This is a genomic window from Streptomyces oryzae, assembly GCF_017676365.1.
GTDB lineage: Bacteria > Actinomycetota > Actinomycetes > Streptomycetales > Streptomycetaceae > Streptomyces > Streptomyces oryzae.
Genome location: NZ_JADKMA010000004.1, coordinates 39,445 through 63,874, shown reverse-complemented (window position 1 = coordinate 63,874; position 24,430 = coordinate 39,445). Strand labels below are relative to the sequence as shown.

The 24,430-nt window shown below is 69.9% G+C and carries 17 protein-coding genes and 1 tRNA gene; 8 read left to right on the top strand and 10 right to left on the bottom strand.

Annotated features, from left to right (window positions below; genetic code table 11):
* Window positions 1–203: 203 nt before the first annotated feature.
* On the bottom strand, window positions 204–1,256 hold the full coding sequence (locus ITI46_RS01390) for an LLM class F420-dependent oxidoreductase (protein ID WP_209237379.1): 1,053 nt from the start codon (window positions 1,254–1,256) through the stop codon (window positions 204–206).
* 86 nt (window positions 1,257–1,342) lie between these two features.
* On the opposite strand from ITI46_RS01390, the gene ITI46_RS01385 reads away from it, so the two are divergent.
* Together ITI46_RS01385 and ITI46_RS35355 are read left to right on the top strand one after the other, a co-directional pair.
* Window positions 1,343–2,401, top strand: coding sequence for an aldo/keto reductase (locus ITI46_RS01385; protein ID WP_209237312.1), 1,059 nt, complete (start codon window positions 1,343–1,345; stop codon window positions 2,399–2,401).
* On the top strand, window positions 2,398–4,476 hold the full coding sequence (locus tag ITI46_RS35355) for a helix-hairpin-helix domain-containing protein (protein WP_209237310.1): 2,079 nt from the start codon (window positions 2,398–2,400) through the stop codon (window positions 4,474–4,476). The genes ITI46_RS01385 and ITI46_RS35355 overlap by 4 nt, the downstream gene beginning before the upstream one ends.
* A gap of 21 nt (window positions 4,477–4,497) precedes the next feature.
* Here the strand turns inward: ITI46_RS35355 and ITI46_RS01375 are convergent, their stop codons facing one another.
* Window positions 4,498–5,274: a hypothetical protein gene (locus tag ITI46_RS01375; protein WP_209237308.1), complete on the bottom strand. Its 777-nt coding sequence runs from the start codon at window positions 5,272–5,274 to the stop codon at window positions 4,498–4,500.
* Window positions 5,275–5,321: 47 nt separating this feature from the next.
* Here ITI46_RS01375 and ITI46_RS01370 point away from each other — a divergent pair, with 47 nt between their 5' ends.
* Window positions 5,322–5,510 carry a DUF5703 family protein gene (locus tag ITI46_RS01370; RefSeq protein WP_030408284.1) on the top strand — a complete coding sequence of 63 codons (189 nt, stop codon included), beginning with the start codon at window positions 5,322–5,324 and terminating at the stop codon, window positions 5,508–5,510.
* Between the two features lie 111 nt (window positions 5,511–5,621).
* Here the strand turns inward: ITI46_RS01370 and ITI46_RS01365 are convergent, their stop codons facing one another.
* From ITI46_RS01365 to ITI46_RS01355, 3 genes are all read right to left on the bottom strand, one after another.
* Window positions 5,622–6,512, bottom strand: coding sequence for a chaplin (locus ITI46_RS01365; protein WP_209237306.1), 891 nt, complete (start codon window positions 6,510–6,512; stop codon window positions 5,622–5,624).
* 170 nt (window positions 6,513–6,682) lie between these two features.
* Complete coding sequence (gene chpH, locus ITI46_RS01360) at window positions 6,683–6,916, bottom strand: chaplin ChpH (protein WP_209237304.1); 234 nt, start codon at window positions 6,914–6,916, stop codon at window positions 6,683–6,685.
* A 186-nt stretch (window positions 6,917–7,102) separates the two neighbouring features.
* Window positions 7,103–8,434 (bottom strand): M20/M25/M40 family metallo-hydrolase, encoded by a 1,332-nt coding sequence (locus ITI46_RS01355; RefSeq protein WP_209237302.1) that lies wholly within the window; start codon window positions 8,432–8,434, stop codon window positions 7,103–7,105.
* Between the two features lie 139 nt (window positions 8,435–8,573).
* On the opposite strand from ITI46_RS01355, the gene ITI46_RS01350 reads away from it, so the two are divergent.
* Window positions 8,574–8,658 (top strand) — tRNA-Leu (locus tag ITI46_RS01350).
* Here ITI46_RS01350 and ITI46_RS01345 read toward each other — a convergent pair.
* Both ITI46_RS01345 and ITI46_RS01340 read right to left on the bottom strand, forming a co-directional pair.
* Window positions 8,640–10,412, bottom strand: coding sequence for a recombinase family protein (locus ITI46_RS01345; protein ID WP_209237300.1), 1,773 nt, complete (start codon window positions 10,410–10,412; stop codon window positions 8,640–8,642). The genes ITI46_RS01350 and ITI46_RS01345 overlap by 19 nt on opposite strands.
* 600 nt (window positions 10,413–11,012) lie before the next feature.
* Window positions 11,013–11,543 carry an IS1096 element passenger TnpR family protein gene (locus tag ITI46_RS01340; protein ID WP_209237298.1) on the bottom strand — a complete coding sequence of 177 codons (531 nt, stop codon included), beginning with the start codon at window positions 11,541–11,543 and terminating at the stop codon, window positions 11,013–11,015.
* Between the two features lie 431 nt (window positions 11,544–11,974).
* Here ITI46_RS01340 and ITI46_RS01335 point away from each other — a divergent pair, with 431 nt between their 5' ends.
* Window positions 11,975–12,958, top strand: a complete 984-nt coding sequence (locus ITI46_RS01335; protein WP_209237296.1) for a helix-turn-helix domain-containing protein — start codon at window positions 11,975–11,977, stop codon at window positions 12,956–12,958.
* Between the two features lie 688 nt (window positions 12,959–13,646).
* On the opposite strand, the gene ITI46_RS01330 is transcribed toward ITI46_RS01335, so the two are convergent.
* Window positions 13,647–14,087, bottom strand: coding sequence for an ATP-binding protein (locus tag ITI46_RS01330; protein WP_209237294.1), 441 nt, complete (start codon window positions 14,085–14,087; stop codon window positions 13,647–13,649).
* A gap of 513 nt (window positions 14,088–14,600) precedes the next feature.
* On the opposite strand from ITI46_RS01330, the gene ITI46_RS01325 reads away from it, so the two are divergent.
* Window positions 14,601–15,068 (top strand): hypothetical protein, encoded by a 468-nt coding sequence (locus ITI46_RS01325; protein WP_209237292.1) that lies wholly within the window; start codon window positions 14,601–14,603, stop codon window positions 15,066–15,068.
* A gap of 366 nt (window positions 15,069–15,434) precedes the next feature.
* On the opposite strand, the gene ITI46_RS01320 is transcribed toward ITI46_RS01325, so the two are convergent.
* Window positions 15,435–18,116: a phospholipase D-like domain-containing protein gene (locus ITI46_RS01320; protein ID WP_209237290.1), complete on the bottom strand. Its 2,682-nt coding sequence runs from the start codon at window positions 18,114–18,116 to the stop codon at window positions 15,435–15,437.
* Entirely contained in the window at window positions 18,113–19,603 is a 1,491-nt protein-coding gene (locus tag ITI46_RS01315) for a hypothetical protein (protein ID WP_209237288.1), read from the bottom strand. Before ITI46_RS01315 ends, ITI46_RS01320 begins: the two co-directional genes overlap by 4 nt.
* 610 nt (window positions 19,604–20,213) lie before the next feature.
* Between ITI46_RS01315 and ITI46_RS01310 the strand changes: the two genes are divergently transcribed.
* Together ITI46_RS01310 and ITI46_RS01305 are read left to right on the top strand one after the other, a co-directional pair.
* On the top strand, window positions 20,214–21,401 hold the full coding sequence (locus ITI46_RS01310; RefSeq protein WP_209237286.1) for a serine/threonine-protein kinase: 1,188 nt from the start codon (window positions 20,214–20,216) through the stop codon (window positions 21,399–21,401).
* 148 nt (window positions 21,402–21,549) lie between these two features.
* Window positions 21,550–24,420: a DEAD/DEAH box helicase gene (locus tag ITI46_RS01305; protein ID WP_209237284.1), complete on the top strand. Its 2,871-nt coding sequence runs from the start codon at window positions 21,550–21,552 to the stop codon at window positions 24,418–24,420.
* Window positions 24,421–24,430 lie beyond the last annotated feature (10 nt).

Here is a 24,430-nt window from a genome sequence, read left to right as displayed (position 1 = left end):
TTCCGCCCGCCCGCGTAACCGGGAGGGCAGGGCCGCGTTGTGCTCCGTGACGGCCGTGGCGGGGTTGACCCCGAGCCCCCACCACGGCCGCGGACTTTCCCAGGCGCGTTACGCCTTGCGGGCCGCGCCTTACGCCTTACGGGCGCCCTCTGCGGAGGGCGCCCGTTTCGCAGGACCGGCCGGCCCTTCGAACCGCCCGACCCTCAGGAAGCCAGTCCCGCCCGCTCCAGGGCCTCCACACCGGCGCGCAGGCTGGCCAGCCGCTCATCCCGCGAGAAACCGGCCGGGGACAGCGAGAGGGTCGTCACCCCGGCGTCCGCGTAGGCGCGCATCCGGTCCGCGATCCGCTCGACGGGGCCGATCAGAGTGGTGGAGTCGATCAGTTCGCGCGGGATCGCGGCAGCGGCGCCCTCCTTGTCGCCGGCCAGATACTTCTCCTGGATCTCGGCGGCTTCCTTCTCGTAGCCCATCCGCTGGGCCAGCTTGTTGTAGAAGTTCTGCTTGCGGCTGCCCATGCCGCCTACGTAGAGCGCGGTGTAGGGGCGGAAGAGATCGGCGAGCGCGTCGATGTCGTCGCCGACGGCCATCGGGACGGTGGGGCACACATCGAAGCCCTCCATGGTCCTGCCCGCCGCCTCCCGGCCGGCGCGCAGGTGCTGCAGGGTGGTCTCCTCGGCGTGCTCCGGGGAGAAGAAGACCAGCAGCACACCGTTGGCGATCTCGCCGGTCTGCTCCAGGTTCTTGGGGCCGATGGCGGCGATGTAGAGCGGGATCTCCTCGCGCTCCGGGTGGACGGTCAGCTTGATCGGCTTGCCGGGGCCGCCGGGCAGCGGGAGCGTCCAGTGCTGCCCCTCGTAGGACAGCCGCTCACGGGACATGGCGCGGCGGATGATCTCGACGTACTCGCGGGTGCGGGCGAGCGGCTTGTCGAACTGCACCCCGTACCACCCCTCGGACACCTGGGGTCCCGAGACGCCGAGGCCGAGCCGGAAGCGGCCGCCGGAGAGGGAGTCCAGGGTGGCGGCCGTCATGGCGGTCATCGCGGGGGTCCGGGCGGGGATCTGGAAGATCCCGGCGGCCACGTCGATCCGCTCGGTGTGGGCCGCCACCCAGGTGAGCACGGTCGCGGCGTCGGAGCCGTACGCCTCGGCAGCCCAGCACACGTCGTAGCCGAGCCGGTCGGCCTCCTGTGCGACGGCGAGGTTGTCCGCATCCATCCCGGCACCCCAGTAGCCGAGGTTGATGCCCAGTCGCATCCCCATCCCGCACCCACTTCCCTTACTGATCAGTAATGTCCCTGACCCCCGGACTCTAACGCCTGCCACAACTACGCTCAACGCCCATGGAGCGAAGGCACCTCGGCCGCACTGGCCTGCGCGTATCCCGGATCGGACTGGGCACACTCAGCTGGGCGCGCGGCGGCGGCGTGAGCGGCGCGGCCGACCGCGCGGGGCACAGCGGCCGGCACGAGAGCTACGAGCAGCACGACCAGCACTTCCAGAACGCCGCCGAGCAGCTCAAGGCGTTCTGGGAAGCGGGCGGCACGCTCGTGGACACGGCCGACGTGTACGGCGACGGCGAGGCGGAGTATCTGCTGGGACGGCTGATGCGCGACTACGTACCGCGCCGCGACCTGGTCGTCGCCACCAAGGCGGGCAGCGTGCCCGACCCCGACCGCCGCTTCGACTGCTCACGCGGCCACCTGCTCGCCGCGCTGGATGCCTCCCTCGACCGGCTGGGCACCGACCACGTGGACCTGTGGCAGGTGCACGCCTGGGACCCGTATACGCCGCTGGAGGAGACGCTCCAGGCGCTGGACACCGCCGTCAGCAGCGGGCGTGCCCGGTACGCCGGGGTGTCCAACTACTCGGGCTGGCAGCTGGCCAAGGCGGGCACCTGGCAGCTGGCGGCGCCGGGGGGACGGCACCCGCTGGCCAGTACCCAGATGGAGTACTCGCTCCTCCAGCGCGGCATCGAGCGGGAGTTGCTGCCCGCCGCGCGGGATCTGGGCGTCGGGCTGCTGCCGTCCTCCCCGCTGGGCCGCGGGGTGCTCACCGGAAAGTACCGGCAGCCGGGCCCGCCACCGACCGGATCGCGGGGCGCCGACGAGCGGCTGGCACCCTTCGTCGAGCCGTATCTGGACGAGACCGCGGGGCGGATCGTGGACGCCGTCGCCATAGCGGCGGACGGGCTGGCGCTGCCCCCGCTGCAGGTGGCCCTGGCGTGGGTGCGCGACCGCCCGGGGGTGGTGGCACCGATCGTCGGCGCACGGACATCGGAGCAGCTCGCGGAGGCGCTGTCAGTGGAGGGCCTTAGTCTTCCAGACGAAATCCGCGCGGCGCTGGACGATGTCTCGGCCCCCGTGCACCGCTATCCCGACCATGACTGGAGCGAGCTGTGAGCAACGACAAGGCAGCCGAACTCCTCGCGGCCGTCCGCGCGGTGGAGAGCGGCGAACGCTCCGCCGCCTCCTTCTTCAACGAGCCGGCGCCCGCACCGTCGCGGCCCGCCAGGCCCGCCAGGCCGGGACGGAACGCCAGGGCTGCCGCCGGCGCCGGGCAGGGGCGCGGGGCCGGACCGGTCACCGTCCCTGACGAGGTGCGGGCCCTGCTGGTCGAGGGCAGGGCGCCCGAAGCGCTGGCCCGGCGGGTGGTGGAGACGCTCGGCGAGGGCGCGGCCGAAGTGCTGCGCGCCGACCCATGGCAGCTCCTCGCCGTCCCCGAGGTGCGCGCCGAGCAGGCCGACGGCTTCGCACGCACCCTGCTGGGCGACGATGCGGGGCCCGGTGACCCGCGGCGCACGGTCGCGCTCGTCGTCCGGCTGCTGGAGCGGGCAGCGCTGCGGGGTGACACCGCGCTTGCGCCGGAGGCGCTGGCCAAGGGCCTGGCCCAGCATGCGGTGCCGGACCCGGACGAGGCCGTAAGGGAGGCTGTCGACGCCGGAGCCGTGCTGGTCTTCGAGGACGCGCTGGACGCAGGCCCGGCCCCCTCCCCCATGACGGAGAGCGGGAGCGAGGGCGAGGAGGAGCGCCCGGTCAACGTCCTGGTGGGCCTGGACCGGTACGCACTCGCGGAGGAGAGCCTGGCGGACGGGCTGGCCCGCATCGCCAGCACCTTCGGCTCCGCGGGTTCGGCGAGCTCGGCAGGCGAGGGAGCTGAGGCCGGTGAGGGCGAGGGCTGGGCCGCGGCGGCCGAGGGCGCTCCCTCACCCTCCGCACGGGAACTCATCCGTGCCGCGGCCGGCAGCGGGCTGGTCACCCATACGGGTGGGGAGGCGTCCCGCGCCGAGGTCGCCGCGCTGGTCGCCGCCGCTCGCGGGCTCGGCCTGCGGGCCTGGGCCGTCACTCATACGGATGACAGCCGGGACCGGATGGCCCGCCTCCTCACGGAGCCCCCGCACTCCGCCGACACCGCGGGCTCCGTCGACACCGCAGGCTCCGCCGACTCCGCCACTGAGCAGGCCGTCGGCGCGGAAACGGGCAGCGCGACCGTCGCCGGGGTGCTGGCGGATACGGAAGGGCCGGGCCGGGACGCGGAGGGAGCGCTCGCCGTCGATCTGCTGGCCGTCTGCGACGCGCCGCAGCTCGACGCCGAGACGGCCGCCGCACTGCTGGAGTCCCTCCCCGACGGGGCCCGTCTGGTGCTCAGCGGAGACCCGGGCGTACTGGGCGCCGCAGGCCCGGGACAGGTCCTCCGGGACCTGATGGCGGCCAAGTTCTGCCCGCACGTCGCCTCGCGTACGCCGGACCCGGGGCCGGTGGGCGAGCTCGTCTCGGGCATCGGCATCGGTGAGCTGAACCAGGTGGCGGCGCCGGGCAAGGAAGTGGTGATCGTCCCCGTCGCCGACCCGGGCGAGGCCGTGCACCGCACGGTGCAGCTCGTCGCCGACTCGGTGCCGCGTGCGCTCTCGATCCCCTCCGCCGAGACCCAGGTGATCACTCCGGGCCACGGCGGCGCCGCCGGAACGCGCGCGCTGAACGCCGCCCTCAAGGAACGGCTCAACCCCGGCCCGGGCCGCTTCGGCGGCTTCGACGCCGGTGACCGGGTCGCCTACTCCCCCGCCCCCGGCCGCACGAGCGTCGGCACCGTCGCCGACGCCGACGACCGCGGCCTCCATCTGGCCTGTGCGGGCCGCAGTGTGACGGTGCCGCCCGAGCGGGTCCAGGAAACGGTGCGCCACGGCTGGGCGGTGACGGCCCATCAGGCAGCGGGCATCCGCTGGCCCGCCGCCGTCGTGGTGCTGCCGGGGGACGCCACGGGAGCGCTCACCCGCGAGTGGGTCTACACCGCCTTCAGCCGTGCCGAGCGCCATCTGTCGGTCGTACACGGAGCGGGCGACGCACTCCCCCGCGCGGTGGCCTCCGCCGTCGGCCAGGAACGGACGACACGCCTGCGCACCCTGCTGACCGAAGCCGCCCGCGCGGCCGAGGCCGCCAGGGCCGCCGAGACCGCCGGAACGGAGGACCCGGACGCCTGAGCCCTCCGCCCCTCCCGCGCGCTAGATCTCGTCTTCCTCTTCTTCGTCCTCGTCCTCGTCTTCGTCCTCACCGCGGGCTTCGAGTACGAGATCCTCCTCGTCCTCGTCGAAGACGGAGCTGACGTCGAAGCGGCAGATCACCCGCTGGGGGTCCGCCTGCTCGAAGGGGGCCGACAGCCACTCGCCGGGCTCGGCGGGTTCGTCGACCGCCGTCACCCACAGCGTGGAATCGCCCTCCTCCAGGCCGAACTCCTTGTGCCGGGTGGCGATCTCGTCCGGCTCGTACTCCCCGAAGAGCACCCCGAGCGCCGCGTGCACGCTGTTGCTCGGAGCGGCGCTCTCGACCCGCTCGTCCTCCACCGAGTCGGGATCGAGCTCGGTGACGCGCTCGGCCTGTGCCTGCAGCCGGTGCGGCTCGGAGATGACGTAGTCCCGCCGGATCAGCACGCTCAGTGCGCTGGGCACTTCCGGCCCGGTGTAGGCGGGCAGACTGTCGCTGCTGGGGATCTCGAACGGGGTGACCTCGTCGTAGACCTCGTAGAGCAGTTCGTCGTAGGTCTCGCCCGCGGCGGCCAGCGCGTCGAAGGCGGCATAGACGGCGGAGTCGAGTTCGGCGGCGTACTGCTCCGCCGACGAAGCGCCCCGCTCATCCGCACCGGCGTCGGCACCCGCTCCGGCAGGCGCCCGGGACTCCCCCGCGCGGCGCTCGACGGCCTCGAGGTGCCGGTCCAGCGCGGCTTTGACCGCCTCGGCGGCGGCGCGTACGTCGGCAGCGGTGGGCTGCGCAGCATCAGACATAGTGCAGACGCTATCGGCAGACAGGGTCCACACGCACAATAGAGAGGATGCCGGAATACGAATTTCGCGATGTGTACGTCCCTCGGGGCGTATCCCGTAAGGCTGCGACTCAACTGCTGACCGACCACGCCGAGTACGGGCACTGGGAACTGGCCCGGATGCGGCTGTACCCGGACGGGAGCCGCCGGGTGCGGCTGCGCCGCCGTATCATCCGCCAGCTGCGTCCGACCTGGTGACCGTCGGTCGCCGGTGAGGAGCTGAGAGGGAGCGGTCCGCTGGTTGCGGGACCGCTCCCTCCGCCGTGCCGGTCCCGGCCACGGCCGGGACCGTTCCGGCTGACGCCAAGGTCAGCGTCGAGCGGCGGCGCGGGAGCGCCGGTAGAGCACGTAACCGCCCGCGAGCATGCCCACGCTCAGCGGCGCGGCGACACCGAGCTGCGGACCGGCGCCGGTGTGCGCCAGTTCGCCGTCGGCACCTGTTGCCCCGGGGTTCCCGGAGCCGGGGGACTTCTCACTCGCCCCGGACGGCCTCTCGGACCCCGTTGCGGCCACCGGCACCGAAGGGGCTCCCACCTCACCGGAGCTGCCCGGCTGGGTGGATGTGCCCGGAGTGGTGACCTCACCCGGGCCGCCAGGTGTGTGCGGCTCCTCGGGCTGCCCCGGCTGCTGCGGCTCTCCGGGCTGTCCGGGGTCACCCGGCTGGTCGGGGTCACCGGGCGGCTGGCCCGGGTCTTCCGGGTAGCCGGGCTCGACGGGCCCCGGCCCCGGCCCTGGTCCCGGATTCCCGGGAGCCGGCTGATCGCCGCAGCCGTTGCCGTGTGCCGGGTTGAGCGCACCGCCGACATCGACGGTATTGCCGCACACGTTCACCGGCACATCGACCGGAACCTGTACGTCGTTGCCCGAACCGACGCCGGGCGAGCCGTGTGTGGAGCCCCCCGAGTGGGCTCCGTGTCCGCCCTGCGGGCCGGGACCGTCGTTGTTCCCGTTGCTGGAGCCGCCGTTCCCGCAGCTGTTGCCGGACGCCGGGTTGAGCACGCCGACGACGTTCACGGTGTTGCCGCAGACGTTGACCGGGACGTTGACCGGAGCCTGGACGTTGTTGCCGGAGAGCACCCCCGGCGAGTTCGCGCTGCCGCCCTGTGCGCCGGAGTCGGCGAGCGCGGTCCCCCCTGAGATTGCGAGGAGGCCGCCCGCGGCGGCGATGGTGAGCAGGCCCTTTCTGGTGCCCTGACGCATGGTTGTGGAATCCCCTGCCTAGTGGTGGCTGACTGTGACCGGTCAGGGGGAGGCGCACCCTGGGCGCGCCGTCCCGCCCCCCTCAAGACCCGAGGGCCCCGGAGCGCGTGGCGCGTGCTCCGGGGCCGCTCGGATGATTGCTCACCGATCGGGTCGGATGAGGCTTTACGTCACTTGGCGACGCAGGTGTTGCCGAACGCGGGGTTCAGCAGACCGACCACGGAGATCGTGTTGCCGCAGGCGTTCACCGGCACGTGGACAGGGACCTGCACGGTGTTGCCGGAAACGACACCCGGGGAGTGCACAGCGGCACCCTGCGCACCGGAGTCGGCGACGGCCATACCCGCACCAGCCAGCACAAGACCGCTGGTGGCAGCCGCGGCGGCGATGACCTTCTTGATCATTATTCCTCCTTGTTGGCAATACGGTCCCAGCCGGGGACCGCACTCCCTGTAACGAGGATGGAGGAATCAGGCTACGAACCGACTAGATCATTCACTCGTCCCAGTCAGCTCCGTACAGGTGGCCGATTACCCGATTACCGCCCCGCAGCGGTCAACGGCGAACGACGGAGCCGCCACCCGGCAGCGTCACGCCTGGTCCAGGAACCGGTCCAGCACCCGGACCCCGAACTGGAGTCCGTCGACCGGAACCCGCTCGTCCACCCCGTGGAACATCCCGGCGAAGTCCAGCTCCGGCGGCAGCTTCAGCGGCGCGAAACCGAAGCAGCGGATGCCCAGGTCGTCGAACGACTTGGCGTCCGTGCCGCCCGAGAGCATGTACGGCACGGCCCGGGCGACCGGGTCCTCGGCGCGCAGCGAGGTCTGCATGGCCTCCACCAGCGCGCCGTCGAACGTCGTCTCCAGCGCCTTGTCGGCGTGCACGTCCTCCCGCCGTACCCGCGGCCCCAGCAGCCGGTCCAGATCGGCCAGGAACTCCTCCTCGTAGCCCGGCAGGAACCGCCCGTCCACGTGCGCGGTCGCCTGTCCGGGGATGACGTTGACCTTGTAGCCGGCGCCGAGCTGGGTGGGGGCGGCGGTGTTCTGGAGCGTGGCGCCGATGATCTTCGCGATGCCGCCGAGCCGCGCGAGGGTCTCCTCCATGTCCTCCGGGTCGAGCTCGACCCCGAGCGCGTCGGAGAGCTCGTCCAGGAACGAGCGGACGGTCTTGGTGACCCGCACCGGGAACTTGTGCCGGCCCAGCCGCCCGACGGCCTCGCACAGCTCGGTGATCGCGTTGTCGTTGTTGGTCATCGACCCGTGGCCTGCGGTGCCGTCGACCGTCAGGCGCATCCAGTGCATGCCCTTCTGGGCCGTCTCGACGAGATACAGCCGCAGGTCCTCGTTGACCGTGAAGGAGAACCCGCCGACCTCGCCGATGGCCTCGGTGACCCCCTCGAAGAGATCGGCATGGTTGTCGACCAGATGCCGGGCCCCGTAGACACCGCCCGCCTCCTCGTCGGCGAGGAAGGCCAGCACGATGTCGCGGGGCGGCTTCCGCCCGCTGCGCATCCGGTCGCGTACGACGGCCAGCGTCATCGCGTCCATGTCCTTCATGTCGACGGCGCCGCGTCCCCATACGCAGCCGTCGGCGATCTCCCCGGAGAACGGGTGATGCGTCCAGTCGTCGGCGTTGGCCGGCACCACGTCGGTGTGTCCGTGAATGAGCAGGGCAGGGCGCGAAGGGTCCTCACCCGTGATCCGCGCCACGGTCGAGGCCCGACCCGGACTGGACTCGAAGATCTGCGGCTCCAGCCCGACCTCGGCCAGCTTCTCGGCGACGTACTCCGCCGCCGCCCGCTCCCCTGGGCCCTCGTTGTTGCCGTAATTGCTGGTGTCGATCCGGATCAGTTCGCGGCAGAGATCGACGACCTCGCTCTCGGCGCTAGCGGCACTCGCGGTCGCGGCACTGTCGGCACTCACGCTGCCTCCTCTTCTCGCAGGTAGGCCCCCATCCTCCCGCCCACACCCCGGCACCCCAAGAGCCGGGTGATCGCAGCCTTCATCGGGTGCTAAGGTTTAACCCGTCGCAAGGCCACCCACCGGCCACGCGGCACACCCGGTCGGGGTGGCGGAATGGCAGACGCGCTAGCTTGAGGTGCTAGTGCCCTTTACAGGGCGTGGGGGTTCAAGTCCCCCTCCCGACACGTACTGGTACCCCACGGGAACCGCCCAGGTCCTGGTCGAGATGGCTCTCGACCAGGACTTTTTGCTGCGCGGGGTCATAGCGCAGACGGATGCCCAGCTTTTTGTAGAGCTCGGCCTTGTCGGTGGGGTCGGCCTGGTGGATGGCCGTGGTGAGGTTCCCGGCTGCTCGGAGGAGTGCGGCGATCTCATCCCGCGACAGCGGTGTGCCGGGCTGTGGCTGTGGCTGCGGCGTGGTGGCTCGGAGCTCGGATTCGGCCTGTTCGCGGCGGGCTTGGGTTTCGGCGATCCATTGAGTGACCAGCGCGGGGTCGGCGCCTGCTTCGAGCGCGGCTCGGTGGGCGGCGAGCTTGGTGTCGCAGTCGGCGATCTTCTGCTGAGCGGTGTTGGTGGTGCGGGCCGGTCCTGGATCTTCTTGGGCGGCGGCAGCCATGAGATCAACCGTCTCGTCCAGGCGGTGCGGCGAAAAGACTTTCGCGAGCCAGTCGTCGAGCGGCCGGATCAGCCACGCTTCCCGTAGGTAGACGTTGCGGGGGTGCGTGATGCGGTTGGCGAGCGCGTACTGCTCGGGGAAGCGGCAGCGGTAGTACGCCTGGTGATGGGACCAGTGCCCCTGCATGGTGCGACCGCAGACGCCGCATTGCAGAGCACCGCGCAGAAGGTACGTGTTCCGAGTGCGTTTGACCCCGGGTGCCGGGCCGGAGCGGACCCGGGTCCGTAGGACATCCTGCGTGCGGGTGAAGGTCTCGTCGTCGATGAGGGGGGTGTGGACGATCTCCTTGGAGATGATCCACTTGTCCTGGGTGTTCCAGCGCATCTTGGTGGTGTAGCCCAGGCTGACGTCGGTGATGTCGAGCAGCGTCTCGTGCTTCTTCTGACGGTTCCAGACCTGGCGGCCGGTGTAGCGGGGGTTGCCCAGGATGGCGCGTACGGCGTTCTTGGCCCAGGCTCGGGTGTCGCGGTGAGGGTTGCGACGGGGGTCGTGGGCGGACGGACTGGGGATGCCGTCACGGGTGAGCCCCTCCGCGATCGCGAAGGTTCCGTAGCCACGCAGAAACTCGGTGAAGATGCGGACGACCACGGGCGCCGTCTCCGGGTCTGGTTCGAGGCCGCGGAGCCGTTTGCCGTCGGCGGCCCTGCCCGGGTTGGGGTGCGGGCCCAGATCGCACAGGCGGTACCCGTAGGGCGGGCGCCCACCCAGGTAGCGCCCCTCGGTGAGGGTCTGCGATGCCATCGCGGTGTGGGTGCGCAGGCGCAGCCGGTTGCGTTCGCCCTTGGACATGCCGCCGAAGACGGACAGGATCAGGTCGTGGGCTTCGTTGTTGGCGTCGATGGCGCCACCGACCTCGGGCACCCACAAGGGGACCTCGTAGTGCACGAAGAGCGGGAAGGTGTCGCCGAACTGGTTGCCGTAGAAGGCCCGCTGCGGCTCGCCGATGACCACGGCGTCGAAGCCGCGATTGCGGTCGGCAAGTGCGGCCAGGAGCGCCCGAGCGTCCGGGCGCCGCTTCCATGGCAGGGCGCGGGTCTGTCCGATGTCGAAGTAGTCGGCGACGATGGTGCCGCCGGTCGGCCCGATGAGCGCTTCGGCTCGTCCGCGCTGCCAGAGCCGGGAAGCCTCGGGCTCTTGCTGGTCCTCGGTGGACACGCGTCCGTAGAAGGCGAACCGGAGAGGGAGGCGGGGCGTCGCGGTGGTCTGGGAGGTCAACTTCTCCGACTGGTGAAGCCAGGGAAGCGGGAGATCAGTTTCGCTCACTCACATGCTCCTTCTGCTGGTGATTCGCGGGGTCGTCCAGTCGTAGCTCGATGCTCGTCGGAGCGCCATTGCGCTCTGCGCACTGCTTGAGAATGCGCAGCAGAACGGCGGCAGCTTCCCGATTGAGTCCCGGCTCAGGGGTGGCGAACAAAACCTGCAAACGGCTCGGCGGTGTCTCTGAGCAGGCAGAGCGCTTGGTCTTGCGCCACCCGTCCGGTCCAGCAGCGCCGCCGTCGCTCGCACTGCTCGCCGGCCGGGGAGACGTCGGCGTCGTCGGAGGAGCGGACGCTGACCGTTGGGAGGGAGTAGTGCCTGGGCGAGCATCGCTCAGCGGGTGGCAATCAGTTCGCGGACTCACGCAAGATATAGAAGGCCCGGCGTGCCGAGTTGCCATAAATCACACTGGTCCGGACGATTCTGCTGTGCAGTGCCCATCGTGGGGGTGCATATGCCGAGCAGTGATCCGTGCAGGTAAAGGTAGGGGCGAGCCAGTGGCGAGCCACCTGCGAGCCAGTAGCGAGCCACCCGGGGGCCAGAGACCCAGCACTGTCCTGGGCACGCTCCAGGCGGTCAGCAGCAACCACCCGGCGGAAGCGGGCGTCAGCCGCGCCGTCGTTCGCCCCACAGGGGAAGGATCGGCGGGAGATCGCCAAGCCCTCGGGGAGGCCGCTTGGGCATGCGTGACTCCCCTTCGTCACCATCCCATCGGCGGCCGTATTGGTCCTGCAGAGTCCCCCAGCCCCAGTAGGGCTCCGGCCGGGAGGGCGTCTCGCCGAACTCCTCCAGCGGATCAACGCGCCTCTCGCCCACTGTGCACAGGTGCTCCCAGTTGTCCCCCAAGTCGAAGACGTAGGCGAACTGCTCGCCGGCTTTCAGCCTGCTGAGCCTGGTGGAGTGGCCATCCAGAGTGCCCTCCGGGGCTTCGCCATCCCACCACTCCAGCGGGTTCACGCACGTCTGGTCGGTCAGCGTGAACTTGTGCAGGTGAGCCAGATCCCAGCGCCCGAAAGCCAGATCGATGGCTTGGGCGAGCTGAGCGAAGGAATGGGTCCGTGCCGCAGCAAGAATCCGGCCGGGTCGCGGCCACAGGTCCGCACCGTGCCCGGAGACCAAATCGACGCGGATGGACAACCACGACCGTGACACGCTGACTTGCTCCCCGGGTTGCCGCCATCGAACCGCGAACGAGCCTGCAAACGACTACCGATGGGTGGAAAATCCACCTGGCCGCAAGCGGGGACTCTGTGGTCGCCCGCTCGCCCACCAGAGCTGTGTCTCGTCACCGCACCTGCCCCGTCACCGCACCCCGGGCACCCACACGGTGCTCCCGCATTCCCTCACTGCACCCGTCCGGTTCTTGCAGCTCTCTTCTCACCTGGTCTGATCACGCTTGACTGGGGCCGGGTATCGAGCGTCCATGGTCGTCGGCGAAGCGAGCACCACCGCGCAGCGCACGCGGCTCGCACCGCCTGCGGCCAGGCACGCACCCGACCGTGTGCCTGGGGCCGCACCCCGGCCGGGGACCCAACCAACCGCTGCCGACCGCGATTGAGGTTCCCCTCGTGATCAACAGCACCAAGAAGACCACCCGCACCCAGCGGCATCGCCCTGTCACCGGAGCAGGCGAGCTGACCGGCGCTCGCGCCCGCATCTTCCAGGCCCTCACCGACCAGCCCGGCTCCAGCGCCGCCGACCTTGCCCTCGTCGCCGGGATCGGCCGCTCCACCGCCGGCAAGGCCCTCGCCACACTGGAGAGCCAAGGCATGGCCGTACGCGAGAACGGCGCCACCACCACCGGCAAAGCTGCACCGGACCGATGGCGCCCGCACCCGAATGCCACCCCGGGCCAGGAGCACCCGCTCCCCAACACGGAATCCGAAGCCATGGCGGATGCCTCATCCGAGGTCTCCGGGACCGACCGTCAAAGGGACGAGGCGGAGACGACGGCACCGCACCCGGCCGCTCCCGAGGTAGCCCACACCCCTGCCGAGCCTCCAGCTCACCCGGACAAGCAACCCACGCACACGCAGGAGCCAGGTGCCGAAGCGCCTACGTCCGAGGAAAGCCCCGACGCCCTCGCGCACCCTCACCCGCACCCGGCGCCGGGTGCGCAGCCAGGTGCAGCTACGGCCCCCACGCCGGACCCGGGGCCTGCGGAGCTGTCCGCGACGGTCACACCGTCCGGTGTACCGGTATCAGCCGACAGCGCGTCACACGCGCAGACAGGGCGGGGCAGCAGCGTGCCCGCCCATGGGCACGCCTGCCCCACCTGCGGGCACGTGCGGCCGTCTGCCACCGTTACCGACAGCGGCAGGCTGCGCCCGGGAGTGCTGGGTGAGATGGTCCTCAACTTCATGGCTGCTCACCCTGACGAAGCGTTCACCGCGACCGCCATCAGCCGCAGTATCGAGCGCAGTTCCGGCGCTATCGCGAACAGCCTCGTCACGCTGGCCAAGCGGAGCACCGTCCGACAGGTCACCGACCAGCCCCGGCGCTACCAGTACGTACCGGAACAGGAGGCATCTGTGGCCACGGCAAGGAACTGACGACGCGGCACAGTGCGCGGGTGTGTCGCCCCTCAGCGGCGACACACCCGCACGCCTCCTCCAGCAGCGCACCAGGCCCGGAGACCCCTGCACGGCCGTGCGTGGGGCGCGGTCGAGTGCCCGCCGAGAACCGAGAAAGGGCGAGGGCTACGCAGCCGGGTAGGCAGCACGGAACGGATGACGTACCAAACAGCGGAGCATCGGTCGTCATGACACGCAGCGAGCCCCGCCCGCCGTACCCGAAGATCGGGATGCTTGCCTGCACCGATATACAGTCGGGCTCGCTCAGGGGTGGCTCGTTGTGCCCCTGACCTGCGCGAACGGGGCGACCCGGGGCGTCGTTTCCAAGGACGACGCCCGAATCGACCCCCGATATGACCCCCATCTCGACGCTCGGCACGCCAGCGGCACCGAAGCAGCGGATCGTGACCGTCAGCCGGTCACAACGACTCGGCTTGAGCTTCGTCCACGAGCATCTCCACGAGTCGCTCCCGGCCCCCCCGGCATCACCCCCAGTCCCCGGCGCCGTGCCAGGTCACATCCCGAGTGACTCGCAGCCATCACGAGGGCCCCGCCCGCCCCCTATAAATATGTCCGCAGCCATCGGGCAACAGCACACGGCGGTGGATCGTGGGCGACTGCCCGTACCCCACGGTGCGGGACAGCGTTGGTCACCACACTGGGCGGTTCAAGGAGCAACAGCGCCGACCACGAACCAGGCAACCTTCGTATCCCCCGTCCGGCAAAATCCCCAGTTACCGCCAGTCAGCTGGTGCACCACCTGCAGCCCTCGACCCCGCTCTTCCAGCAAGCTCAGCAACGAGCCCAGCGCACCGCCCCGGCTCTCCTCATCTGGTGGAAAGAGAGGACCGGGCGGGAATCGAGGAAGCTGGGGCAACCGAGGATCACCATCCTCGACCTCACAGACCCACTCGGCCAGAATGCGCTGCAATCGCACCTCGTACGGACCATAGGCATGCTCGGTCGCGTTCGCCACCAGTTCCGACAGTGCCAGCTGCGCATCGTCTCGCGCCTCTTCTTCAACGCCGAGGCGAGCGAGTGCTTCGCCCAGCGCGAGACGGGCTCCTGCGGTAGGCAGCCGCGTCTCCTTGGTCCAGCGATAGACCACAGCGCCACGTCCCGCGCGGGCCGGGGCACTCACCGTGCACTCCAACGGGCCACATGGCGACCGCCACCGCGCCGATACCGCCCGGGCTCGGGCTCCAGACAGGTCCGCACCGGCACGCACGCAAACGGCGTGCTTCCGAGTACGACGAATGAGATCGGTAGACAGACAGCGAGGGGCAGAGACGGCATCGGGCACTCCAAGTGAATCGCCAATCGGGTCCCGACGACGACACCGTCGAGCAGCACAAGAGCGGAACTCAGTCCCACCGAACGGGTGACGCCCCCTCGTCGTCACCCGCCTGAACAGCCATAACTCTCGCTGCGAGGTCAAGGCACCTCGTGGGCCGAACTGGCTGTGGCTGAGGGTGGCGACCCCGCCCCATCCACACCACTGCCAGCCCACCGTTCACACTCCTCGGCACCGAGACCCGTCACCCGTCACGTGCACGAAGCCCCATGCACCGGGCTGGATTTGCCGTCACTCACACGCCACCCGTCCAGCAGGATGTACGACGTGAACGGAGTCACTGGAAGCACAGTTCTTGCCCTGGTCGGCGTCCTCCTCGGCACCGCAGGCACCCTCCTGGGACAGCACCTGGCGGCCCGGGTCGAGATACGGCGTGATCAGCAACAGCGCGCGGACGCGGAGCGCGCTGAGCGCAAGGAGGCCATCCTGGGCTTCCTCGCCGCCGCGCAGAGCGCTGAGTTGACATTGGACCGCAGAGACCGCGGTCTACCGGCGCCCGAAGACCCCGATGACGAGAAGCTGCACGACCTATGGCTGGCGAAGAAAGCCGTCGAGCTGGTGTGCTCGCATGAGACAGCCCAGGCCGCCCATGACTACACCGACGTGCTGCACAGCCATATGCGAAGCACCTCCCCACAGAGCGGGCGGTCACCCGCAAAGCGGGAGCGGCGCTACGCCTTCATGGAGGCGGCACGCGACGCGCTGGAGGGGGGACGTCCGCGACTGCGACGATGACATGTCTCAGGCGATGGCAACACAATCGAGTGGACAAAGGCGACCTGGAACACGAGCCGTCCAGCCACTCCTGCTCGTCCAGAACCCTGATTCGTTGAACTGGGAACGAAGCTCCTGATAGGTCGAGGAGGCCGTCGTGCACCGGCGGCCGTACGGGGCGGCCACCGATTCCCGTGACCTTCCGGCGACAGGGACCGGAGCATGAGGGTCAGCTCAGACCCACCGGGCAAGTGGCGAGCGGTACGGGCGGCGGAGTGCGACAAGCTGATCGGGCACATGGTGGGCCTGGCCATCGCCGATCCTGCTCACCTCCCACCCGGTCTCCCGTCAACTGCTCTCCGAGCCCTCACCTCAGAAGGCAGCTGACTACAAGCTCGGGAGGGCCTCATCGACGTCATGCGTCGGGGTGAACAGGCGACTGACCAACTCTGGGTAACTGAGGCCTGCTTCGGCGAGAATCTTCCTGAGGGCTTCAGGCGGGTCTTTCTGTAGCGGGATCGGGGAACCGACGCGGCCGGGTATCGCGGAAAGGTCGCCGCCGCTGAACCGCGATTCCGGTGTGGCAGGGAGTCGTACCTGGTAGGTACGCCAGACTCGTGCCGGGGGATTGAGCAGGACCAGGTAGGGGTCCGCCCACGCCATGAAGGCCCAGCGGTTCTTGCTGCGTGCTCGTACGAGCACACCGTCGGCGTGGTGCCGCCCGAGTCGTTCGGCGGCCTTGGCCACAACCGGAAGCGGATTGCCGAACGTGCCCGTGATCTCCCAGAGCCCGTCCTCGCACACGACCGACCAGCCGGCCGCGGTGAGCCCCTCGATCGCCTCCGCGTAAGGGTCGTCTTCCTGCGCCAGAGCGATGAGTCTCTCCACCTCGCTCCAGGGCGCGACGCGGGCGAGCGCCCGCTCCGGCGGGATCATCAGGTCCTCCGCCTCGGCGGGCTCGGCACGCGCGATCATCGCCTTGCCGCCGTGCCAGGCGCGGGCCGCGAGTACATCGTGCTCGCCCCCGCCGGTGAAGGTGGCGTCCTGGACGAGCAGTGTCATCACCACGGCCGCCACCGCATCCAGCCGTCGCCGGCTCTCGGGCGGTGCATCGTGGTCCGCCTCGGCCGCCAGTTCTTCGGAACCGAGTGCATCGAGGAGGTAGCTGAGTCCGTCGCGCCAGCTCTGGTCCTGCTCGTCCCAGACTCCGGCAGCCAGGAGCTGGACGTACAGGCTGGCCACGAGCAGCCGGACCGGAACCGGTGCTGCTGAACGGTCAGGGCCTGTAAGCGCCGCGACCCAGCGCTGGGCCCAGGCGCGGCAACGGGCACGCTGCTCTGGCGCGACGTACGGGACGAGCGGCTCGCTCGTGGTGGGGAGGTCCACCTCCTCCCAATCGTCCTCGTGCTCTTCGTCATCCACCTCCCGCACGCCAAGGGTGATCGTCGACACGATCCACCGCGACGAGGGTGCCTGCGGCAGGTCGAGCTGCGAGGTGCCGAACGCCAGGTCCGTCAACGGCGCCCCGATCATCCGGCGGCAGTCGGCGAGGTAGGCGTCCCAGCGGTCGACGTCGCTCGATGTCACCGAGCCCGCTGTCGCGTCTCCCGCCGAACTCACCCGGGGAGCGGACATTCCGGCGGTGAGCTCGCGCAGGCGCAGCAGATCGGTTTCGAAACGGCGTGCGGCACGCTCGTCGGCGAACAGGGACTGCACTGTGTAGTCGTCTCTCAGCCGGGGAGCGCTGTCGGCGCTGTGGCGCCGTGCGCAGTGCACGGGGCTGTAGACGAAGACGACCGCGGATTCTGCGGTGGTGCCGTCAGGACGGGCGCACGTGGCGCGAACCGCCGCGCCAGGAACCTCGGGCAGCGGGAAGGAACAGGCCGACGCCCCCGCCGGAATGGTTCCGGTCTGCGTCCAGGAACCCGGTGAACCGTCCGGAGACGTGCTGATCACCACGGGCAGGAGCTGGGGGTGCGCCAGAGAGACGTGCAGGCCTTCGCTGTCCGTCTTCGCGCCCAGCAGGACGAGCGTGTGACCGGTGGACTCGAAGGGCCGGATGGTGCGGCCCGTCAGGCTCGCGAGTGAGGTGATGCGCCCCTGTTCGGGCAGCAGGGGCGCAGTGTCGGCCGCGATTACGGCGAGCTCGCAGTTGCCGCCGTCCCGTGTGCTGGTGCACAGCGCGGCGCGGGTCAGATTCGGGCTTCCGGTGAGAGCGTATCGGCAGCCGTCGGTCTGCCACTCGACGAATTTGCCGTGCCGCATCCGAGTCTCCTTGAGAAAACGAATCTGCGCGTCGAAGCCGCCGAGCGCCCTCTTGATCGCTCCGGCGTCGTAGCTGGACCAGCGGGGCTGGAGCCCGAGGATGGTGTGGCGCGGTGTCAGACGGCCCAACAGCACGCTGAGGGCATGACCGGCCTCGTCGACGAACGGGGCATACGCGTGCAGTTCGTCGACGGAGCCGCGCGGCAGTTGGTCCAGCAGACTCTCCTGAAGGTTGTGCAGAAGCCGGGCACCTGGTTCCGGTCCGGCCGGGGCGTTGACATGCCGTTCGGTCAGAAGAGCAGCGAGTTCCGTCAGGTGACTCGCCGACCAAGGGGCAAGTTCCACGACGGAGGGCAGGGCGTCCAGCCAGTCGGCGAGGTCGGCCAGCAGCGCGTGGGAGTCGTTGTCCTCGGTTTCCACCACCGTCCAGAGTTCGTCGTTGGCACCCCAGCCGGACAGCGTCGGGTTCCCCGAACCCACTGCGAGCCGGCAGGCGTGTTCGCCGATCAGAAGGACGACCTTGGGGTGGAACGCGCGCCGGCAGGAGGCCAGGCCGTGCAGATAACTGCGGCCTGCCATGCGCACATCGACCGGGTCGTACAGCCCTTGGGCCGCATCACCGATCACTGCGGTGCGGGCACCCAGGCCACGGGCAACGGGTATGGCGACCTTTTCCAGGAAGGGAAGATCGACTGTGAAACCGAGGAAGAGCGCTTCGTGCAGTGCCTGCTGATCACTGCGTTCGCTCCACTCCCTCAGCAGCGTCACGGGGGATGCGAACCGGGTGTGGTGTGCCGCGCTCATGGATTCGTCTCCAGGATGCGCCGTCCCTCCGCGGTGATGGTGTGGCAGTTGTCACGGACGGCGAGAAGCCCCAGCTGCGCCGCCAAGGAGCCGAGTTGGGGTATGCGGGTGCCGATGTCGGAGTCGCCTTCGTCACCGGTCTTGAAATAACGCTCGTTGCGGAAGTGCAGACGGGAGAAGATCTTCAGCCCGCCGGTCGCGGGGTCGATGCGCAGCTTCGCGAGGGCGACTCTGCGGGACTGGGCGAGCATGTCGTCCACCAGCCGGGCGGCCAGGTCGCTGACCGGCCGGTCGGCGTAGCCGGCGATGAGGCCGTCGACCCACGTCGGGTCGAGGAACTCGGCCCGACGCCGCTGACGGCCCAGAAAGACGGCCCGTACGTCGTCCGGCAGATGACCCTCACGGGAGCGCAGCGCACCCACCATCAGGAGCAGCACATTGGTCATCGGGGCATCGGCACCCCGCTCCAGGAGAAGCCGTTCGGCAGGCAATAACTGACCTGCCGCGTTCTTGAGTGGAGGCAGGTCGTCCAGGACCCGCCGTACATTCCCGTCCGGGGCCTGTTGCGCCAGCCAGTCGCGTAGTTCCTCGGCCGACCGGTCTCCCTCGCCGTCCTTGGAGCCGACACAGGCCACCAGTGCCGCCCACAGCCGACGCCAGGCGCCGACGGAGTAATGGCGCAGCAGCACTCCCCGCCAACCGGCCGTCTCGGGAACCGCCGTCAAGACGGGATCAGTTGTCGCCTCGCCGCCGAAGGCCACCGCGGAGCGCAGCGTCTCCTGATACCCGTCGCCTTCATGACCGTGGAGATCGATCGCCCGTCCGAGGATACGGAGGGTCGCACGCCGAGTGCGGTCGGATGCCTCCCAGTCCCCCTGCGCGTGGGTTCCTCCACCGCGAGTTGCGGTCAGCACGTCCGTCAGCCATTCCCGCTCGGCCGGGCACGGGACGCCAAGAGCCGCCTGCCCGGCTGTCTCCAGCTCGGCGAAAGGCACGACGTCCTGTGCCGCGAGAGACAGCAGAGGGGCGAAGAGCTCCTTGACCGCGGGAGGGCACGGGTGCCGGCCGGGTCTGAGCACTCCGTCCCGGATGTCCACTGTGCCGAGCACCGTGGCGGGTCCGCCGTACTGGTCCCAAAAGCCCCAGCGGCGGGGTGAGTACGACTGGCTCAGCTGCTGTTCGTCGGCGGCTCGCGCGAGTTCCAGTTCCTCTGTGCAAAAACGCCGCACCCGATCGACCCCGTGGGCAAGCCACGCCGGATCTGTCTCCCCGTCGTGCTGGAGCGCCGCCAGCAGGACCTCGCTGCGGCGGACCGCCCGGCGGCACGCGGTGATGTCCCAAGCGTTCCGTTCCGCGTGCGCCGCGATCGCCGCATACAGCGAGTGGTAACGGATGTAGCGGGTCACCGTGGACACTCCAGGAACCAACCGGTCCACCGCCCGCATCACCGGGCCCTCCACCGCCAGGGGATAGCGCCCGGACCGCACGCCCAATCCCTCGAGTGCCCATGCCGGCCCACGGACATCCGCTGTCACTAGCCACCCCTTGTCGGCTGTCGGCGCGTTGCATCGGCCGGAACTACCTGACCCTGTCTCAGGGTAGGTGCTGATTTCGGACGAGAGGCCAGTACGGTCGACTGGGTTCTGGAAGTTGCCCGGACGCGCCCCCATCCGCCCTCAAGGCCATCCACGACCTGGCTTTCACCCGGTCATGACTCCGGTGTGACTTCGCGATCTTGCATGGGTCCTCCCCGGCAACCGAAGCGGCTCCGCGGTGATACCGCGATACGCAGCTGCCGCCGCGTACGTCCGCTGCCCGGCCGTGAGGCGATAGAGCGCGACAGCGTCGTTCCTGAACTTCTCCGGATACGGATACTCGCGTCCCACCTGGACATCCCTCCCTGGACCATCAAAATCCATCATCAGGGTGTCCACTCCCAGGGATCAGCCTCAGCCCGGCCCTCCTGCGGCGTCCTGGACATGGTCGCCCATCTGTCAGCGACGGTGTGACCTCCCAGAGCGCCCTCGCGACGGCAGCAGATCCATTAACGTGGCACTTCCCATCACCAGCCCGACCACCCGACCAGCGAGGTTCCCCGTGCAGACTGCTCCCCTCTCCCCGGAGGACCCGGCCGTCATCGGCGGCTTCGAGCTGCAGGGACGGATCGGGCAGGGCGGTATGGGCCAGGTCTACCTGGGGGAGTCGCTCGGCGGGGAGCCCGCGGCGGTGAAGGTGATCAAGCCGAGCGTGGTGGATTCGGAGGCGCGGCTGAGGTTCGCGCAGGAGGTCGAGATCCTCAAGACGATCTGGGGCCCCCGTATCGCGGCGTTCCTGGACGCCGACGCCGAGGCGGACGACCCCTGGCTGGCCACCGAGTACGTGGAGGGGCCGGACCTGCGGGGCCACGTGCACGCATGCGGCATACTGCCGTCCCTGCTCACGGCCTCGCTGGGGGCGACCCTCGCCGAGGCGCTGGCCGGTGTGCACCGCCAGGGTCTGGTGCACCGCGATCTCAAGCCCGCGAACATTCTGCTGGGGCCGAACGGGCCGAAGATCATCGACTTCGGTCTCGCCGTCTTCGCCGAGTCCAACGCTTCCCTGACGGCGCCGAACACGGTGGTCGGCACCCCCGCGTACATGTCGCCGGAGCAGGCGAACGGCGTCAAGCCGCTGACCGGGGCCGTCGATGTGTACGCGCTGGGCGCGGTCCTGCTGTTCGCGGCCACCGGCCACGCCCCCTACCAGGCGGCCACCCCGATGGCGACGTTCAATCTCGTCGGTAATCCCGAGAAGGCCCCGGATCTGGAGGGCACTCCCGAAGAGCTGGTGCCGTTGCTCACGGTCATGCTGGCCCACGAGGCGCAGGACCGGCCGTCTCTCACCGACGTGGTGCGGCACTGCCGGGCGGTGGTGGAGAGCCAGGGCATGACGATCGCCCAGGCGCGGCGGAGGCTGACCACACACACGGTCCAGGCTCCCGCGGTCCACGCACATCCCCCTCACCCGGCCCCGCCGTCGGCAGAGGCCCGGACCGAGCCGGCACCCGAGCCCGAGGCTGCGACCGTCCCGGCTCCTTCGCCTGAGCGGACACCCACACTGCTGGACCCTTCCCCCGCCGGGCCGGACGGGCAGTCGAACTCCCCCGGCGTGCAGACCCCGGCCACTCCTGCCCCCGCAGCACGGCGTCGCGATACTCCCCCCTCCGGGCCGTTGCGCCACTCGGCTCAGGCCCGCCGAACCGCCCAGCAACTGCGCCAGGTGTACGCCGCGAGCGCCCCGTTCTGACCGGCCCACGACGAGACTGGGCACGGCAGCGGTAACGGGCCGGTCACTGATCGTCCCCATTCCCCTTGACCTGCATGACCACCCCGACAAGGGTGGTGATACACACATCCAGGACACGAACGTCGAACGTCAACACAGGAGGCAGCGGGTGACCGTCGACGGCAGCAGCGCCCTCGCCGAGAGTTCCGAGGACGCGCAGTACCCGCCGGGTGCGCAGGTCGTCGTACGGGACGAGGTCTGGCTGGTCCGCAACAGCTTCCCCACCAGACACGACGGGACCCGCATCGACGCCGTGGGCATCTCCGACTTCGTACGGGACCAGGAGGCGGTGTTCTTCACCGCGCTGGACCGGGCCGAGCTGCTGGACCCGCGCAAGACGACGCTGGTGCAGGACGATTCCCCGAATTTCCGGCGCTCCCGGCTCTTCCTGGAGTCCGTCATCCGCAAGACGGCGCTGCCGCAGTCCGAGCGGGGGCTGGCGCTCACGGACTCGTTCCTGCTGGACGCGCTGCCGTACCAGCAGCGTCCGGCGCAGCTCGCGCTCTCCGGACGCAATCTCCAGCCCCGCATGCTGATCGCCGATGTCGTGGGGCTCGGCAAGACTCTCGAAATCGGTCTCACGCTGGCCGAGTTGATCCGGCGCGGGCGTGGCGAGCGCATCCTCGTCGTCACGCCGCAGCATGTGCTGGAGCAGTTCCAGCACGAGCTGTGGACGCGGTTCGCCATTCCTCTCGTGCGGCTCGACTCGGTGGGTATCGAGCGCATCCAGCGGGAGATCCCGGCGGGCCGGAATCCGTTCACCTACTTCAAGCGCGTCATCATCTCGATCGACACCCTCAAGAACACCGACCAGTACAAGCACCACCTGGAACACATCCGGTGGGACGCGGTGGTCATCGACGAGTCGCACAACCTCATCAACAAGGGGTCGCTGCGCAACCAGCTCGCCAAGACGCTGGCACCCAGGACCGACGCGCTGCTGTTGGCCTCCGCCACCCCGCACAACGGCGACGCCCGTTCGTTCGCCGAGCTGATCTCGCTCCTCGATCCCGCCGCCATCCGCGACCCCGAGCGATACCGGGCCAAGGACATCGAGCATCTGTTCATCCGGCGGACGAAGGTGAGCCCGGAGGTGCGGGACGCGATGCACGGCCAGTGGGCCGACCGCGGCCCGTCGCAGGCCATCCACTGTGCGGCGTCCCCGGCGGAGGAGCAGATCTTCGAGGAACTGGCGCAGACGTGGCTGCCGGCGGACGGGCGGAAGTCGGTCACCGATGTCGCGCTCTTCCCCTACACGCTGCTGAAGTCCTTCCTCTCTTCCCACAAGGCGCTCAAGGCCACGGTCGCCACCCGCACCAAGACGCTGGAAAAGAGGAACACGCCCGAGGCCGACCGGACCGAGGTGGAGGCCCTGGAGCGGTTGGGCGCGCTGGCCGCGAAGGTGACGGAGAAGGACTCCGCGAAGTTCCGCGCGCTCGTCGAGCAGCTCAAGGAGATCGGTGTGGGGCCGGGATCCGACACCCGGGTCGTGGTCTTCTCCGAGCGCGTGCAGACCCTCGAATGGCTTCGCGACGCGGTCCCCGCCGCCCTCGGGTTCAAGGGGCAGGCGGCGCAGCGGGCCGCCGCGCGGATCATGCACGGTGGCCTCTCGGACGAGCAGCAGATGCAGTGCGTCGAGGATTTCGGCCTGGCCGACACCCCGGTCCGCATCCTGTTCACCGGCGACCTGGCCTCCGAGGGCGTCAACCTGCACCGTCAGTGCCACCAGCTCATCCACTACGACGTGCCCTGGTCGCTGATCCGGATCGAGCAGCGCAACGGCCGTATCGACCGCTACGGGCAGGAGAGATCGCCGCAGTTCCGCGCCCTGATCCTGACCAGCACGGTGGACGGCGCCAAGGACGACACCCTCGTCGCCGAGCGGCTGCTGGAGCGGGAGGACGAAGCGCACCGCGCGCTGGGCACGGCGGAGGCGGTCAGCGGGCTGTACCGGGCCGAGGCCGAGGAGAAATCCCTCGTCCAGGACCTGCTGCGGGGCCGCACCGTGGACGAGTCGCTCGACGCGCCGCATTCCGGTGGCACGAGCGGCACGGACGACGGGCTGGACGACTTCCTGGGGGACTTCTTCGGCACGGTCGGTGGGGAGCCGGCCGACGACAGCGGCCAGCACAACACGGCCCCTCCCACAGCCGAGGTCCCGCGGCTGTTCGCCTCCACTCGGCAGTACATCGACGAAGCCGTCAACGAGGTCTTCCCCGACGCACGCGACCGGCTCGACCTGTCGATGGACGAGAAGTCCGGGCTGATCTCCTTCGTGCCGCCCCGCGACCTCATCCGGCGGCTCAAGGCGCTGCCGCCGGACTATGTGCGCGAACAGCAGCTCCACAAACGGCTGCTCGTCACCCTCAACCGGCGGCTGGCCGAGCACTCGCTGCGGCTCGCACGCCAGTCCTCCACCTCCAACTGGCCGGAGATCTCCCTCCTCACCGATCTGCATCCGATGGTGGAGTGGCTGACGGACAAGGTGCTCGTCCGCATCGACCGGCAGACCGCGCCCATCATCACGGCGCAGGTACGGCCTGCCCGCTATCTGGTCCAGGGGATCTACTCCAACGCGCAGGGCAAGCCCACGGTCGTCCAGTGGATGGCGGTGACCGCCGACGGCTCGGTGGACGCCGACATGGTGAAGGTGCTCCACGAGGCCGGAGTCGGTCCTGAGATGGCCAACCCGCTCAGCCCGCACAACGCCGCCCGCCTCGCCGAGCCGCTGCCCGACGTCCTGAAAGCCGCCGAGGCATACCTGGAGAAGCACCGCGCGGAGTGGGACGAGCCGCTGCGCGAGCCCATCGAGCGGTACAAGGCGCGGCTGGGCGCGTGGGAGCAGCCCACCCTGGCCGGTGAGCGCACCAAGCGGGAGCTGGCGGATCTCGCCGACTCGCTGCTGACGACCGGCCGTCCGATGCTGCGCCTCCTCGCCGTCCTCGCGCCCGACCCCACCGCCGCCCCGTCCGCCGACTGAGACCGAGAGC

Coding starts and splice junctions, on each gene's coding strand:
- ITI46_RS01390 (WP_209237379.1), bottom strand. CDS start 1,256: ATGCGACTGGGCATCAACCTCGGCTACTGGGGTGCCGGGATGGATGCG.
- ITI46_RS01385 (WP_209237312.1), top strand. CDS start 1,343: ATGGAGCGAAGGCACCTCGGCCGCACTGGCCTGCGCGTATCCCGGATC.
- ITI46_RS01375 (WP_209237308.1), bottom strand. CDS start 5,274: ATGTCTGATGCTGCGCAGCCCACCGCTGCCGACGTACGCGCCGCCGCC.
- ITI46_RS01370 (WP_030408284.1), top strand. CDS start 5,322: ATGCCGGAATACGAATTTCGCGATGTGTACGTCCCTCGGGGCGTATCC.
- ITI46_RS01365 (WP_209237306.1), bottom strand. CDS start 6,512: ATGCGTCAGGGCACCAGAAAGGGCCTGCTCACCATCGCCGCCGCGGGC.
- chpH (WP_209237304.1), bottom strand. CDS start 6,916: ATGATCAAGAAGGTCATCGCCGCCGCGGCTGCCACCAGCGGTCTTGTG.
- ITI46_RS01320 (WP_209237290.1), bottom strand. CDS start 18,116: ATGAGCGCGGCACACCACACCCGGTTCGCATCCCCCGTGACGCTGCTG.